Origin of the sequence: Acidiluteibacter ferrifornacis (genome assembly GCF_009909615.1) — a bacterium.
In the GTDB taxonomy this organism is placed as follows: domain Bacteria; phylum Bacteroidota; class Bacteroidia; order Flavobacteriales_E; family Vicingaceae; genus Acidiluteibacter; species Acidiluteibacter ferrifornacis.
In genome coordinates, this window is record NZ_WWNE01000011.1 from 53,043 (window position 1) to 67,635 (window position 14,593).

Sequence of the window (14,593 nt, forward strand, 5' to 3'; positions counted from 1 at the left end):
AATTACAATGAATATCTTTCAACAATATTACCTTTGCATCAATGCAATTATTTTATTCTACTTCTGTCCACTCTGAAATTATCACGCTAGACGAGAACGATTCGAAACATGCAATTCGAGTCTTGCGTTTAAACGAAAACGATAAAATCGATGTCATTGATGGTATTGGCACACTATATCATTGTGCAATTTTGGATGCTCACCCTAAAAGGTGCACACTTCGTGTTTTGGAATCAAAGAAAGATGAAAACCCTTATGGAATGCTCCATATCGCTGTTGCTCCCACTAAAAACAACAACAGATATGAGTGGTTTTTAGAAAAAGCAACTGAAATAGGAATAGGTAGTATTACTCCAATCGTGACAGAAAATTCTGAGCGAAGAGTTATTAAACATGATCGAATGGAGAAAATACTAATTGCGGCAATGAAGCAATCCCTAAAATTATACCTTCCAGAGCTTAAAGAAGTTCAACCTTTTAAATCAGCTATCAATCAGTTTCCTGAATCCAATCGATTAATCGCACATTGTGCTTTTGATCTGGATAAAAATAAATTAATAGAATCTATAGATACTACCCTACCCACCTATTTAATGATTGGTCCGGAGGGAGACTTTAGTGCAAAAGAAATAGAAATTGCTAAAATGAATGGGTTCAAACCAGTATCTTTAGGAAAATCAAGATTAAGAACAGAAACCGCTGCAGTAGTAGCATGTGCACAATTAAATATGAGATATGAGTAAAATCACCTCCCTAATTCTTACTTTCTTTATTACCATTATTTCCCTCACTGCTCAAAATGTTCAATTAGGCTTGCTGAAATATAATGGTGGTGGTGATTGGTATGCCAATCTTGAAACTTCTCTTCCGAATTTAATTGCTTTTTGTAACAAAACCCTCCACACTGATATTAACCCTAAACAAGAGATAGTAGAAGTTGGAAGTAGTGAATTATTCAATTACCCATTCATACACATGACCGGTCATGGGAATGTAGTATTTTCTTCGCAAGAAGCTGAAAATTTGCGCCAATACCTTTTAGCTGGAGGCTTTTTACACATTGATGACAACTATGGAATGGATCAATTCATTCGTAATGAATTAAAAAAAGTTTTACCGGAATATGAGTTAGTTGAAATTCCTTTTTCACATCCGATCTACCATCAACAGTATAAATTTCCAAATGGGTTACCTAAAATCCATGAACATGAAGACAACCCTCCTCAAGGTTTTGGAATTGTTCATGAAGGTCGATTAATCGTGTTCTATACCTATGAATGTGATCTTGGAGATGGTTGGGAGGATCAAGAAGTGCACCAAGATAGTGATGAAAAAAGATTGGCTGCTTTACAGATGGGAGCGAATATCATCTCCTATGTATTTATGGAAATGAAAGTAGATTAATGAATGAAACTAACTAAAGAGATTAGCGAGTTTATTGAAAATCAAAAAAATGAGAACATTCAATCCCTTGCATTAAAATTAGGTAAACGACCCGACTTGCCTCGACAATTCATTCTACAACAGATACAAGGAATACAATTAGCATCTAAAAAGTTACCCTCTTGGAACAAGCCCAATTTACTTTTTCCTTTAAAAGTATCGATGGAGCAGTGTTCCTCTGAGAAAACTTCAGTTTACAAAAGCACCATTCATCAATATGATAATTTCATTGACTTAACAGGAGGATTTGGAGTAGACACCAAACACCTAGCTGATCATTCAAAAAAGGGAATTTATGTCGAATCATTTCCTGCGCTTTTTGAAATAGCCAAGCACAATCTTGAAATTTTTCATCCCAGTAAACTTGACTATTATAATGACTCCGCTGAATCCTTTCTATCCAAAAAATCAGAACAATTTGATTTAATTTATATAGATCCTGATAGAAGAACGGAAAAAAGCGCTAAAGGAGTTTTTTTAGATGATTGTACGCCCAATGTGCTTGAATTAAAAGACAAATTGCTTGAACTAGGGAAAATTATTCTAATTAAAACATCGCCATTAATAGATATAAAAAATACGCTCTATCAGTTGGAAAATGTTTCTAGAGTTGATATTGTTTCTGTCCAAAATGAATGTAAAGAAGTTTTATTCACCCTTGAGAAGAATTTTAGTGGAGAAGCTAAAATTGTAACCGTAAATTTCACAAAAAGTCAAGATGAACTTTTTTCGTTTTGTTTTTCTGAAGAGGAAGGCTCTATTTGCAGCTATGCCCCTCCAAGGAAATATATTTTTGAGGCCAACACAAGTATCCTAAAAGCAGGAGGATTTAAAATCATTGGAAGTCGATTTAACCTAGAAAAAATAGCGCCAAGCTCTCACTTTTACACTTCTGAGGAGTTTAAAAGTGAATTCCCAGGTAAGGTATTTGAGTTAATCTCTACTACCACTAAAACCTCTCAACTTCCCAAAAAAGCCAATATTATAAGTAGAAATCATCCTTTGACACCTGAAAAAATAAAGACAAAAGGCAAAATAAAAGATGGAGGTTCACTTTTCATTTTAGCGACTAGTGATTATTCAGGTAAACCCTTTTATATAGTTGCCAATCGAATACAATAAAAAAAAAGCCTCCCGAATTCGGAAGGCTTCAGTGATTTATGCCATCTTAGGTTGTGGAGAACCTAATTCTTTTAACAATCTCATATGTGATTTGAATGCATCCCAAAACGAATCATATTCGTGATAAGGAACACCAAACTCTTTTGCCGTTTCCTGAACTATTTTTGAAATTTCAGGATAGTGAATGTGGCTAATATTTGGGAAAATATGATGTTCTACTTGATAATTTAAACCACCGATATACCAACTTAAAATTTTATTCTTTCTGGCGAAATTTGCAGTGGTCATTAATTGATGGACTGCCCAAGTGTTCTCGATAGTACCGGAGTCGTCTGGTAAAGGTTGCTCAGTATGCTCAACTAAGTGAGCCAATTGGAAGATAATTGCTAAAGTTAGCCCACATACAAAATGCATGATAGCAAATCCAACAAGAACTCCCCACCAAGGCACACTGTCAATTACCAACATCGGAATAACAAGCATATAAGCTGTATATATTACCTTACCTAAAGTCAACTTAAAAATTTCACTTTTTATGTCCATTTGTTTACCGTGGTGCAAACCTCTTTTGTGAAAGTCTGAAAGCTGCTTGATATCTTTAAAAGTATACCAAAACATGGTCATTAATCCGTACAATAAAAAGGCATAAATGTGCTGAAAACGATGCATTTTCTTATACTCTGCATGAGGGGACATTCTGATTAACCCATTTGCATCTATATCTTCATCTACCTCGAATACGTTAGTATAAGTATGGTGTAAAACATTATGCTGAATTTTCCAGTTGGATTTATGTCCTCCAACCAAAATAATAGAAGAACCCATCAGGCGATTTAACCAACCTTTACTAGAAAAAGTACCATGATTTCCATCGTGCATAATGGCCATGCCTATCCCTGCCATACCTATTCCCATGAAAGCAGATAAAGCAATCATCGCCCAAAGCGGCAGAAAATCCATTAATAATAGTGCGTAGGGAACAAAATAAAGTGCAAACACTCCCATCGATTTCCAAATCAATCGACTGCTTCCAAACTTAGACAACTGATTCTCTTTGAAATAGCCATCAACTCTTTTTCGTAGTGTCGAGAAGAATTTTGCTTGATCTTTATTAATATATTTTATTACTGGTTTCATTCATTAAATTTTAAAAAAGCTAAATTACGATTATATAGTTTATTTAAGATGATATTTATCAGTTACGGTAAATACTATTCTTGTTCTTTTCATTGTTTTTATTGAACAACGAAATGGCTAAACCAACCCTTAATGTATTCATTTTAAGTTTAAATTGCTGAGAAAAAGCTTGTAATTTCACCGGAGAAAGTGACCGTTCGTATTGAACAGAAAAAATTAAAAATTTGTAAGTATAACTGGCAGAAAGATTCAATCCAACTCCAAACCTTTTGTAATACCTGATAGTATTCGAATATTCTCTTTTAGTTCCATCTTTATAATTTACAGTGGAACTTATTGCTAAGTTGGTATTTAAGCTTGGTCCAATTAGAAAGTGATACTTCTGCATATACTCTACACCCAATAACAATGGAACCTCAGCTCTAAAAATTTGATCCGTGTAATTTTCATTACCAGATCTTTCGGGAAATGAGTTAGTGATCATTACATGATTGGCTAATTTCGCTTCCATCTGAGCCACAGGCCGAAAAGGATTCTTTCTAGATACTTGCTCTTTAGACGGACTGTAACGAATAAATAAACCTCCGGTTGCACCGTAGTTTAGTGGATATTTCAAATTCTTAGTATATGAGCTTCCTTCTTTAAAGGCATAGTTGGAACTTGTTAGTGTACCAGAAATACCATATACTATTGATTGAGCCGAACATGCTAGTGTTACTAGAACTCCGATTACTGTACAAAGAGCTTTTCTCAAATTATACTCGTTAATTAATTATGACTGTTAGACAAAGTAAAACACACTTTGGTTGTCTTAAAAAAAGAATAAAATTAATCTTTAAACAACAAAGGGTTAGGAAATTTAAAAGAATAATTGAACGTTTTCTTTAGTTTTTCATTGCTTATCATTTTATAAGTAGAACTATCTAATTCTGAATTATTTAAAAACTCGGGAGCGTCCACATTAAAAACTTTAGCCATTTCATTATAAAACTCTTCTTTAGTTGGATGCTTATCTGCTACTGCATTAAATACTTCGTTCTGCATATAGTCTAAAGCAAGGATTGAAATATTTACACAATCAACTAAATGAATTAAATTAATGGGTTGACGGCCATCTTCCTGACGTTTTTTTCCACTTAAATAATTTATAGGATTTCGACTCTTGCCAACTAACCCTGCAAATCGAATTATCACTGTAGAAAATTGAGTAGATTTCATAAATACTTTTTCAGCATCGATTAATCGTTGAGCTCTATCATCATTCGACAGCTGAGCTATCTCAGTTACCCAATTATTATTATTCTCATAAACAGAGGTAGAACTAATAAAAACAATATGTTTAATGGGTGAGGATTCGATAATAGGCATTAACTGCTTAAATCCTTTTGCATATGATTGTTGATTACTGCTCGCAGTCGAAGGAGGTAAGTTTATAAACAAAGTATCAACCTCCAGAAACTTTTCCCATTCCTGATCATGAACCTCGGCGGTTACATCAAGTATAAATGCATTGATCCGATACGACTCCAACTCTACTAGCTTACTACTAGTGGTTGTTGAGCCATTAACCTCTTTTCCTTCTTCCGACAATCGCTTTGCAACCTCAATTCCTAACCAACCACAGCCTAATATACCAACTCTATTCATATTTTAAATTTTTCTTTTAGGATTAGCTTATCACCTTTTCTAATATTTAATTTTTTAAATTTGAAACCAAACATTTCCCATGGCATTCGATTTTCACAAAGACAAGGAGCGATATTACAAAATGCAAACAGAAAATGCAGTTGAATATATGCTACCATTTATAGAACAAGAATTTCCGTTAACCAAAGGTATGAAAGTACTTGAGATTGGATGCGCAGAAGGTGGTGTTATAAAGGCATTTATTGATCGAGGCTGCATAGGGTATGGAGTTGAACTGTCTCCTGCTAGACTGGCCAAAGCTAAAGAAAACCTCGCCCAAGAAGAGTCCGAAGGTAGAGCATTTTTAATCAACAAAAACATATACGATATTGATTTTGAAGAAGAAATGCAAGGCCAATTTGACCTAATTGTTCTGAAAGATGTAATTGAACATATTTTTGATCAAAATAAACTCATGCATCAACTGAGAGATTTTTTAAAGCCAGGCGGATATATCTTTTTTGGATTCCCCCCATGGCAAATGCCCTTCGGTGGTCATCAACAAGTTGCAAAAAGTAAAATCCTATCTAAAGTTCCATACATCCATCTTTTTCCCGCTCCACTATATAAAGGTATACTAAAGGCTTTTAATGAACCTGAGAGAACTGTGACAGAATTGATGGAAATTAAAGAAACAGGAATCAGTATTGAACGTTTTGAAAGAATATGTCAACAAAATCATTATTCTATAAAACAAAGAACATACTATTTAATTAATCCTATTTATACTTATAAATTTAAAATGAGGGCTGTTAAACAACTTTCTCCTATTTCAGCTATTCCATGGGTCAGAAATTTTGTAACAACCTGTATGTATTACCTTGTCAAAAAAGAGGAACTCAACTGAGTTCCTCTTTTTGTTTAAAAGTTTATTCTCCATCCTACACTAGCCAAAAAACCATTGGAGTAAATGGGTTCAAATAATAACTTATCTGCAGTAGCACCGGTACCTACCCCACCAAGTTCTATGAAGTAGTTAAACTCTGGAGCAAAAAAGAACTCAAAGCCAAATAGCCCATAGCCCCCAATATTAAAATCAGAAGTACTAAATTTCGATGAAGGTAAAATTCCAATAACTCCTCCTTCACCATACAATGCTAAAAATTCGGCGACTTTGACTGGCTTAGGAGAGATCCCTAACATTATGTTTGAATAGACCGTCCAATCTGTCTTTGAGTTAATTATTTGCTCATAGAACATCGCATTTGCTCTTAATCTGATGACTAATTTTTCTTTAATAATTGGTGGCATTGCAATATTTACACCTAATCCAAAGTCAGACTGAAATTGATTGAGTTGAAAACCGAAACTTGCTTTATTTTCTGTTTCGGATTGAGCATACATCTGAATTCCTAAAAATAAGTTTATGAGAAATAATAATGTTACTTTTTTGTTCATGTTACTGTTTTTTTTGATTATCAATAATTGCTTTCAATATATAACCGACACCCATACCAATTATAGTTCCCACACCAGTAGAATGAAAAAACATTCCTAATCCGATACCAATGAACATACAACCAATGAAAATGATATTACCTGCAGTTTTCTTTTCTTTTAACTTTTCCATCTTTTATTTATTTAAATAGGTTTTTAAATTAGAGACGTATTTTTCAAATGCGCTTATTCCCTCCGTGGTAATTCTACAAGTTGTCAATGGCCTTTTCCCTTTAAAAGTCTTAACCACAGAGATATATTTTGCCTTTTCAAGCTTGTCTATTTGAACACTTAGGTTACCAGACGTAGCTCCGGTTTTTTCTTTAATAAATGTAAAATCCGCTTCTTCTAATCCAATCAATAAAGAAATTACAGCTAGTCTTAATTGAGAATGTAAGAGAGGATCTAATTCTTTAAACATTCTTTTGATATTTATTGTACAATAGATGACCAGGTATAATATAAGACACCAATATAGCTAACGCTATAATAATTAATTGATTTGAAAAACTTTGATAAGCAGAAACAACCGCTAATACAAAACACAATGCTCCACCTATTATTAAAGGTGTAAATTTTATAATTCTACCAGTTGCAAAAGTTCCAATCCCATATAATAAAACAAAAATTGGATATGTATTTAATATTCCAATTTGCGGCATTAAGAATAATACGACAACAATACCAATTATTACTGTCAACCATAGCTGTCCCATAACTCGATTAAGTATTGTCTGAGCTCTTCTACTTTTTTTATCTCTTAAGGTCACTACAACTGTGATAATTCCACCAATGCTCATTAATATAGGCCAACCTACCCAATGGTTAGAATACCCTACATAGTTTAATAAAATATAATTAACAACTGCGGCTAACATTACAAGCCATCCCCACAACAAGAAGTGAAATCCATTGTAAGAAAAATCTCTCTTAACTTCTAGTATCATGGATTCAATTAACTGAATACTTTCTACTGTTTTCATTTTATAAATTAGTTTATATTATAAACCAAATATACAATAAATTTTTATTTAACCTAAGAATTAACTATTAATACCCCATAGCTACCTCAAAGAAATCATTCAATGGCTTCATAATTAAAAAGCATTTTTCTAACTCTTCAATTACATCATTTGAAATCAATAGTTGAGATGGTAGGGCGGTATAAAAATAAAACTGCTTGTTATAAATCAAAGGCTCCTCCTCTGCTATTTCTTGTAATTCTTTTGGGAGTCTAACATTGACCTCACCTTTAATGGAACCAAAAGTGCTTACGAATTGCTTTTCAGAAATAATATTTTTAAATGCGTCCATATTATTTGCAATGTAATACCTGATGTCTTCTAGCTGCTCCTTATTTACCATAAAAACTCCTCCATAAACTAGAATTCCCTCAGGGCCAAATTCAAAATACATCCCCGGCATTGTTTTATCTTTCTTACCTCCGGGGGAAATTATTGCAGAAACAAAGGTTTTATAGGGTCGTTTATCCTTGGAAAATCGGATATCTCGGTTAATTCTAAAAATTAAGTTTTTAGGATCTAGTTCTAACAATGGCTTATGTCGAGTTAAGTGCAAAGCCAAATCTCCGACGAAAGCTTTAAAAGGCTCTTTCACAACTTTCTCGTACCGAGCGCGATTTTGGTCAAACCACTCCTTATGATTGTTTGGAGCTAATTCTTTAAAAAACTCAATGAAATCAGGTGTAAAATAGTTCATGGTTACAATAAAAAAAGTCTCATAGGAATGCCCTACGAGACTTTAAATTTATCTATTTTGAATAACTTAAGCCAATACTTCTTTAATTCGATCAGCTGCTTCCTGCAACAATATAGCAGAATGCACTTTCAATCCTGAATCATCAATAATTTTCTTCGCTTCTTCAGCATTTGTTCCTTGCAGCCTTACAATAATAGGCACTGGAATATCTCCAATATTCTTGTAAGCATCTACAATTCCTTGTGCCACTCTATCACACCTTACAATTCCTCCGAAAATGTTAACTAAAATAGCTTCAACATTTTGGTCTTTCAGGATAATTCTGAATGCTTTTTCAACCCTTTCTGCGTTTGCTGTACCACCTACATCAAGAAAATTTGCAGGATTTCCTCCACTAATTTTGATAATATCCATAGTAGCCATTGCTAAACCAGCTCCATTAACCATGCAACCAACATTTCCATCTAAATTAACAAAATTCAGACCTGCTTCACCTGCCTCTACTTCTGTAGGATCTTCTTCTCTTACGTCTCTCATTGCAGCAAGGTCTTTTTGTCTATATAATGCATTGGCATCAATAGAAACCTTTGAATCAACTGCAATGATTTTATCATCCGAAGTCTTCAACACAGGGTTAATTTCAAATAAAGAAGCATCAATTCCATCATATGCAGCATATAAGGCATACACGAATTTTACCATCTCTTTAAATGACTGACCAGACAATCCTAAATTGAAAGCAATTTTTCTCGCTTGAAATCCTTGTAAACCAACTGATGGATCAATTTCTTCATGAAAAATCAAATGCGGAGTTTTTTCAGCAACTTCTTCTATATCCATCCCTCCCTCTGTGGAATACATAATCATATTTCTTCCAGAAGCTCTATTTAGAAGAACGGACATGTAAAACTCTTCCGTTTTACTTTCTCCCGGGTAGTATACATCTTGAGCTACTAAAACTTGATGAACTTTTTTTCCTTCTTTTGAGGTTTGAGGAGTTACTAATTGCATCCCTAAAATTTGAGAAGATATTTCCTTAACCTCGTCAAGCGATTTAGCTAGTTTAACACCACCGCCTTTACCACGGCCACCAGCATGAATTTGAGCTTTAATCACCCACCAACTAGTTCCGGTTTGTTCAGTTAATCTTTTTGCTGCTTCAACTGCCTTTTCTGGAGTGTCGGCTACAATACCTTCTTGAATTGCTACTCCGTAGCTTTTCAAAGTCTCTTTCGCTTGATATTCGTGAATATTCATTAAGTCTATTTTTATTATCAACTAAAATATTGGAATCCCAAAAGTAGCACTTATTTAGTTTTTAGAAAATAAAAAATAGATTGAATTCTAAAGTGGCTGAAAATATTATTTAGTATTTTGGCTGACTATGAATAATTGCATTTTAGAAGCTCAAAATATTCGCAAATCATATGGCGAATTGGAAGTATTAAAAGGAGTCAACTTAACAATCGGCAAAGGAGAAATCGTCTCTATTGTAGGTGCTTCAGGAGCTGGTAAAACCACATTATTGCAAATACTAGGAACATTAGAGTCTCCCGATTCTGGTCAATTAATTATTAAGGGCATCAATACTACTAGTTTATCCGACAAGAATCTTTCTCGATTTAGAAATGAAAACATTGGATTTGTTTTTCAGTTTCACCAACTGTTACCTGAATTTACTGCAATTGAAAATATCTGTCTTCCTGCATACATCAAAGGTACCAGTAAAAAAGTGGCAGAAAAAAAGGCAATTGAACTTTTAAAACTCTTGAACTTAAATAATAGGGGCAGTCATAAGCCAGCACAGCTCTCAGGTGGAGAGCAACAACGAATCGCAGTGGCAAGAGCATTAATAAACGAACCTTCTATAATCTTTGCTGATGAGCCAAGTGGTAATTTGGATTCTAAATCTTCGAAAGAATTACATCAATTATTTTTCACATTAAGAAACGAGCTGGATTCCACCTTTGTAATTGTTACCCATAATGAAGAACTCGCCAGTATGACTGATCGAAAGTTAACAATTATTGATGGAGCTTTTTAACTAAACGAGATTTCTCAGATTCTAAAAACCCATTCTTATATTGCCTTAAGGTTATAGATATAATTTAAAAATACTAAATCACAAGTATAAATCGGTTTTTAAGTGATTTCTTTTAATTTTATAATAAGATTAGAATCGCATTATATTTTTCAACATTTTTTTAAATAACTGATTACGAATATATTTTTTGTTACCTTTATGTGTTGTAAAATAAATTACGAACAAACAATTAACTATTAATTAATATTTTATGAAGAAAAGATTACTCTCAGTAGGTCTTCTACTTCTAAGTTTTGCGGGTTATTCCCAAATATTCTTAGATGAAGATTTCGAGACCTTTACGGTTGGAGCCGCTGGTCCGACTTTCGCAAATGGGTGGACTAATTCAGGGACAACCACCCCTAGATGGGAAGTTGAAGATGCCACAGGAGCCAATGAAAACTCATTAGCTACCGGCCCATTTTTTGACGCCACCTCCCCAACGGTTGCAGGTGGAAAATATTTGTATTTAGAGACTTCAGGTGGAGCATTAAATGATCAAAACACTTTAAGTTCGCCTCCTGTATCTATCCCAATGAGCGCTACAGGAGTTAAACTCGATTTTGCTTACCACATGTTTGGAGCTAGTATGGGTGAACTTTATGTAGTCATTGACACTAATAACGTCAGTGACACAGTAGTTACCTTGATAGGGCAACAACAAACTTCTGGTGCAGATCCATTCATAACCTCCTCTACCATTCTTACTGGTTATGCAGGAAAAACTTTAACCGTAAAGTTTATTGGTAAGAGAGGTACTAGTTATACCGGAGATATTTCAATTGATGAAGTTAAATTGTTTCAACCCGTTCCGAACGAGATGGGAATTACAGAAATCACAACACCTACATCAAGCTGTGGATTAACAGCTTCAGAGGTAGTTACAATTGAAGTGCAAAACTTTGGAACTAGTAATATCACTAGTTTTGATGCAAGCTTTTCAATAAATGGAGGAACTCCTGTAACGGAAACTGTAACTACAACGATTACTCCTAATAGTATATATAGTTATACATTTACTGCAACCGCTAACCTATCAGCTTTTGGGCCATATGAAGTTAAATCATACGTTACTTTGCTAAATGACCCAACTTCTTCAAATGATACTTTAGTCAAAAACATCACCAATATCCCAATTTTAAATGGATTCCCTTATTTAGAAACTTTTGAATCAGGTCCTGGAGGATGGATTTCAGGAGGTACCAATTCTTCTTGGGCATTAGGTACTCCAGCTGGAACAGTGATAAACTCAGCAGCAGGAGGAACAAACTCATGGGTGACTAACCTAACTGGAACGTACAATGCGACTGAAGCAAGTTATGTTGTTTCACCTTGTTTTGACTTTACTTCACTTGTTGCACCTGTCTTCTCTGCAGATGTATGGTGGAACTCTGAATTTAGTTGGGATGGTGCCATCCTACAGACTTCAATTGATGGTGGTACAACTTGGCAAAAAGTTGGTGCAAACGGTGATCCAAACAACTGGTATACTGATAATACCATTTCAGGCTTAACTCCGCTTGCTCCTTCTCAGGAAGGTTGGACAGGAAGAAATAGTACTTCAAACGGCAGCGGTGGCTGGGTTAAGGTTAAAGCCCCTTTAACAGGTCTTGGATCTGTGAGTGGTGTAATTTTAAGAATCGCCTTTGGTTCGGATGGCTCAGTAATGGATGAAGGGTTTGCATTTGATAACATTCAAATATACGACACTCCAGCTCAAGATGCAGAATTGCTATCTATTACGTCTCCAATAAACGGATGTGGGCTAACTTCAACTGAACAAGCCGAAGTTCAAATTGTAAATGCTGGCTCAGCTAGTATTTCTAATTTCCCAGTTTCAATTACTGTAAATGGAGGAACTCCTTTAACAGAAACTGTAACTGCAACTATTCTGCCTTTAGATACTTTATTTTATACTTTCACTGGTACAGTTAATTTAAGTACGACAGGAAATTATTCTATCAAAGCCTATACAGGTTTAACAGGAGATGGACTATCTTCAAATGATACTGCCACAAAGGTTGTGACACACATTCCAATTATATCAACCTTTCCTTATAGCACCAGCTTTGAAAATAGCAATGAGGGTTGGCTATCTAGCGGAATCAATAACTCTTGGTCATTAGGAGTTCCAGCAGGATCTATTATTGACACTGCATCTAATGGTACTAAGGCATGGGTGACAAATTTAAACGGCGTTTATAATAACAATGAACAAAGTTTTGTAGTTTCCCCATGTTTAGACTTTACCAATTTAACTTCTCCTCTAATTTCATTGGATATTCAATACGAATTAGACAATTCCAATGATGGTGTAGTTCTTCAATCTTCAATTGATGGAGGAGCGACTTGGCAGAAAGTAGGAGCATTCGGATCTCCAAACAATTGGTATACAGACAATACAATTGTAGGTTTGTCTTCTATAGAGACCTCACAAGAAGGTTGGACAGGAAGCGGAACGTCTGGCTCAAATGGATGGAAATCAGCAAGAGCTGCTTTAAGTGGTTTAGGTGGAGAACCTTCTGTAATATTAAGAATTGCTTTAGGTACTAACGGGTTCACAACTTTTGAGGGTTTTGCTTTTGATAATGTTACGATTCAAGAAGCACCAAGTACAGATGCAGGAGTAGTTGACATCATAGACCCCGCGTCTGGTTGTGGTTTATCTTCAGCTGAAGTGGTTACGGTTAGAATCGTTAACGATGGTGCAACTAATATTTCAAATTTCCCAGTATCAGTAGTTTTAAACAATGGAACTCCTTTAACTGAAACTGTTACCGCTACAATGTTGCCAAACGATACCTTAACTTATACATTTACTGGAACTCTTAATATGTCAGCATTAGGAACATACTCAGTAGTTTCATATACAAGTTTACCTTTAGATGGTTTTAATGTCAATGATACGGCTTCGAAGACAGTTGTTAACATCCCAGTTATTTCTGGATTTCCATACACTGAAAGCTTTGAAACAAGTGCAGGTGGATGGACAGTAGATGGTGGTACTTCAAGTTTCGCATTAGGTGCTCCAATAGGTTCACTTATTAACTCAGCATCAAATGGTACTCAAGCATGGGTAACCAACCTTTCTGGTAATTACTTAGCAGACGAAGCTGGTTATGTAAAATCACCTTGTTTAGACTTTTCTACATTGATTGCACCAATTATTTCTATGGATGTGTGGTGGAATTCTGAGTTCTCATGGGATGGAGCAGTATTGCAGTCTTCTATCGATGGAGGAACTACTTGGCAAAAAGTAGGTTCGTTTGGTGACCCTAATAACTGGTATAATGATAATTCTATTAATGGATTAAATACAGGGTCACCTATTTTGGAGCCTTCAGGTGAAGGTTGGACAGGTAGAAACTCCTCTTCTAATGGTAGTAATGGATGGGTAAATGCTACTCACCAACTAACAGGTCTTGGGGGGCAGCCAGGGGTAATCTTTAGAGTTGCCTTTGGATCTGATGGCTCAGTTATGGACGAAGGTTTTGCTTTTGATAATGTTCAGATTTATGAGTCTCCAGCTGTTGATATTAAAGCAATGGAGGTATCTAGACCACTTGTAGGTTGTGGATTGTCTGCAACTGAGACTATTGCAGCTCGTTATGAAAACTTAGGTACGGATACTTTAACGAACTTCCCTGTAGCGTATAGTGTAAACGGAGTGGCAATAACACCTGAAACATTCACTGATACATTGTTCCCAGGAGATAAGAAGTCGTATGAGTTTACAACAACTGCTAATCTTTCGAGCACTATTCAATACACTATTGAAGTGTGGTCAGCTGCAGCAGGTGATGCGATTACATCAAATGATACTGCTTCAGTTACTTTTACGAATATAGCGGCATCTACAAACCCATATCCACAAACATTTGATGTGTTAACAGATGGAGCAACAGATTTTTCACCAATCAATTGGACTCCAATAAATGCAGGAGCTTTTGATTGGAGAGCAGAAAC

14 protein-coding genes and 1 pseudogene are annotated in these 14,593 nt (G+C 35.1%); 6 read left to right on the forward strand and 9 right to left on the reverse strand.

Features of this window, described 5'->3' with window-relative positions; translation table 11 throughout:
* Positions 1-41: 41 nt before the first annotated feature.
* The 3 genes from GQN54_RS12030 to GQN54_RS12040 are packed head-to-tail and all read left to right on the forward strand — an operon-like array spanning position 42 to position 2,565.
* A complete protein-coding gene (locus GQN54_RS12030; RefSeq protein ID WP_160633804.1) occupies positions 42-743 on the forward strand; it encodes a 16S rRNA (uracil(1498)-N(3))-methyltransferase in 702 nt (233 codons plus the stop codon).
* The gene (locus GQN54_RS12035; protein ID WP_160633805.1) at positions 736-1,404 is read left to right on the forward strand and encodes a DUF4159 domain-containing protein; all 669 of its coding nucleotides are present in this window, start codon (positions 736-738) and stop codon (positions 1,402-1,404) included. The genes GQN54_RS12030 and GQN54_RS12035 overlap by 8 nt, the downstream gene beginning before the upstream one ends.
* A 3-nt stretch (positions 1,405-1,407) precedes the next feature.
* Positions 1,408-2,565, forward strand: coding sequence for a THUMP-like domain-containing protein (locus GQN54_RS12040; RefSeq protein WP_160633806.1), 1,158 nt, complete (start codon positions 1,408-1,410; stop codon positions 2,563-2,565).
* Between the two features lie 36 nt (positions 2,566-2,601).
* Here the strand turns inward: GQN54_RS12040 and GQN54_RS12045 are convergent, their stop codons facing one another.
* The 3 genes from GQN54_RS12045 to GQN54_RS12055 form a co-directional block, all read right to left on the reverse strand.
* Positions 2,602-3,702 (reverse strand): fatty acid desaturase family protein, encoded by a 1,101-nt coding sequence (locus GQN54_RS12045; protein WP_160633807.1) that lies wholly within the window; start codon positions 3,700-3,702, stop codon positions 2,602-2,604.
* Positions 3,703-3,760: 58 nt separating this feature from the next.
* Entirely contained in the window at positions 3,761-4,456 is a 696-nt protein-coding gene (locus GQN54_RS12050; protein ID WP_160633808.1) for a PorT family protein, read from the reverse strand.
* A gap of 74 nt (positions 4,457-4,530) precedes the next feature.
* A complete protein-coding gene (locus tag GQN54_RS12055) occupies positions 4,531-5,349 on the reverse strand; it encodes a Rossmann-fold NAD(P)-binding domain-containing protein (RefSeq protein ID WP_160633809.1) in 819 nt (272 codons plus the stop codon).
* Between the two features lie 79 nt (positions 5,350-5,428).
* Here GQN54_RS12055 and GQN54_RS12060 point away from each other — a divergent pair, with 79 nt between their 5' ends.
* Complete coding sequence (locus tag GQN54_RS12060) at positions 5,429-6,235, forward strand: class I SAM-dependent methyltransferase (RefSeq protein WP_160633810.1); 807 nt, start codon at positions 5,429-5,431, stop codon at positions 6,233-6,235.
* Positions 6,236-6,249: 14 nt separating this feature from the next.
* On the opposite strand, the gene GQN54_RS12065 is transcribed toward GQN54_RS12060, so the two are convergent.
* The 6 genes from GQN54_RS12065 to sucC all read right to left on the reverse strand — a co-directional run bounded on the left by GQN54_RS12065 (position 6,250) and on the right by sucC (position 9,801).
* The gene (locus GQN54_RS12065; RefSeq protein WP_160633811.1) at positions 6,250-6,786 is read right to left on the reverse strand and encodes a hypothetical protein; all 537 of its coding nucleotides are present in this window, start codon (positions 6,784-6,786) and stop codon (positions 6,250-6,252) included.
* A gap of 1 nt (position 6,787) precedes the next feature.
* The gene (locus tag GQN54_RS12070) at positions 6,788-6,958 is read right to left on the reverse strand and encodes a hypothetical protein (protein ID WP_160633812.1); all 171 of its coding nucleotides are present in this window, start codon (positions 6,956-6,958) and stop codon (positions 6,788-6,790) included.
* A gap of 3 nt (positions 6,959-6,961) precedes the next feature.
* Entirely contained in the window at positions 6,962-7,246 is a 285-nt protein-coding gene (locus tag GQN54_RS12075) for a winged helix-turn-helix domain-containing protein (protein WP_160633813.1), read from the reverse strand.
* Positions 7,239-7,808: a hypothetical protein gene (locus GQN54_RS12080; protein WP_160633814.1), complete on the reverse strand. Its 570-nt coding sequence runs from the start codon at positions 7,806-7,808 to the stop codon at positions 7,239-7,241. Before GQN54_RS12080 ends, GQN54_RS12075 begins: the two co-directional genes overlap by 8 nt.
* 67 nt (positions 7,809-7,875) lie before the next feature.
* Positions 7,876-8,544, reverse strand: coding sequence for a DUF2461 domain-containing protein (locus GQN54_RS12085; RefSeq protein ID WP_160633815.1), 669 nt, complete (start codon positions 8,542-8,544; stop codon positions 7,876-7,878).
* Positions 8,545-8,610: 66 nt separating this feature from the next.
* Positions 8,611-9,801 carry an ADP-forming succinate--CoA ligase subunit beta gene (sucC, locus tag GQN54_RS12090; protein ID WP_160633816.1) on the reverse strand — a complete coding sequence of 397 codons (1,191 nt, stop codon included), beginning with the start codon at positions 9,799-9,801 and terminating at the stop codon, positions 8,611-8,613.
* 139 nt (positions 9,802-9,940) lie between these two features.
* Between sucC and GQN54_RS12095 the strand changes: the two genes are divergently transcribed.
* A complete protein-coding gene (locus GQN54_RS12095; protein ID WP_160633819.1) occupies positions 9,941-10,588 on the forward strand; it encodes an ABC transporter ATP-binding protein in 648 nt (215 codons plus the stop codon).
* Between the two features lie 250 nt (positions 10,589-10,838).
* A pseudogene (locus GQN54_RS12100) lies at positions 10,839-14,593 on the forward strand (hypothetical protein); the annotation flags it as partial.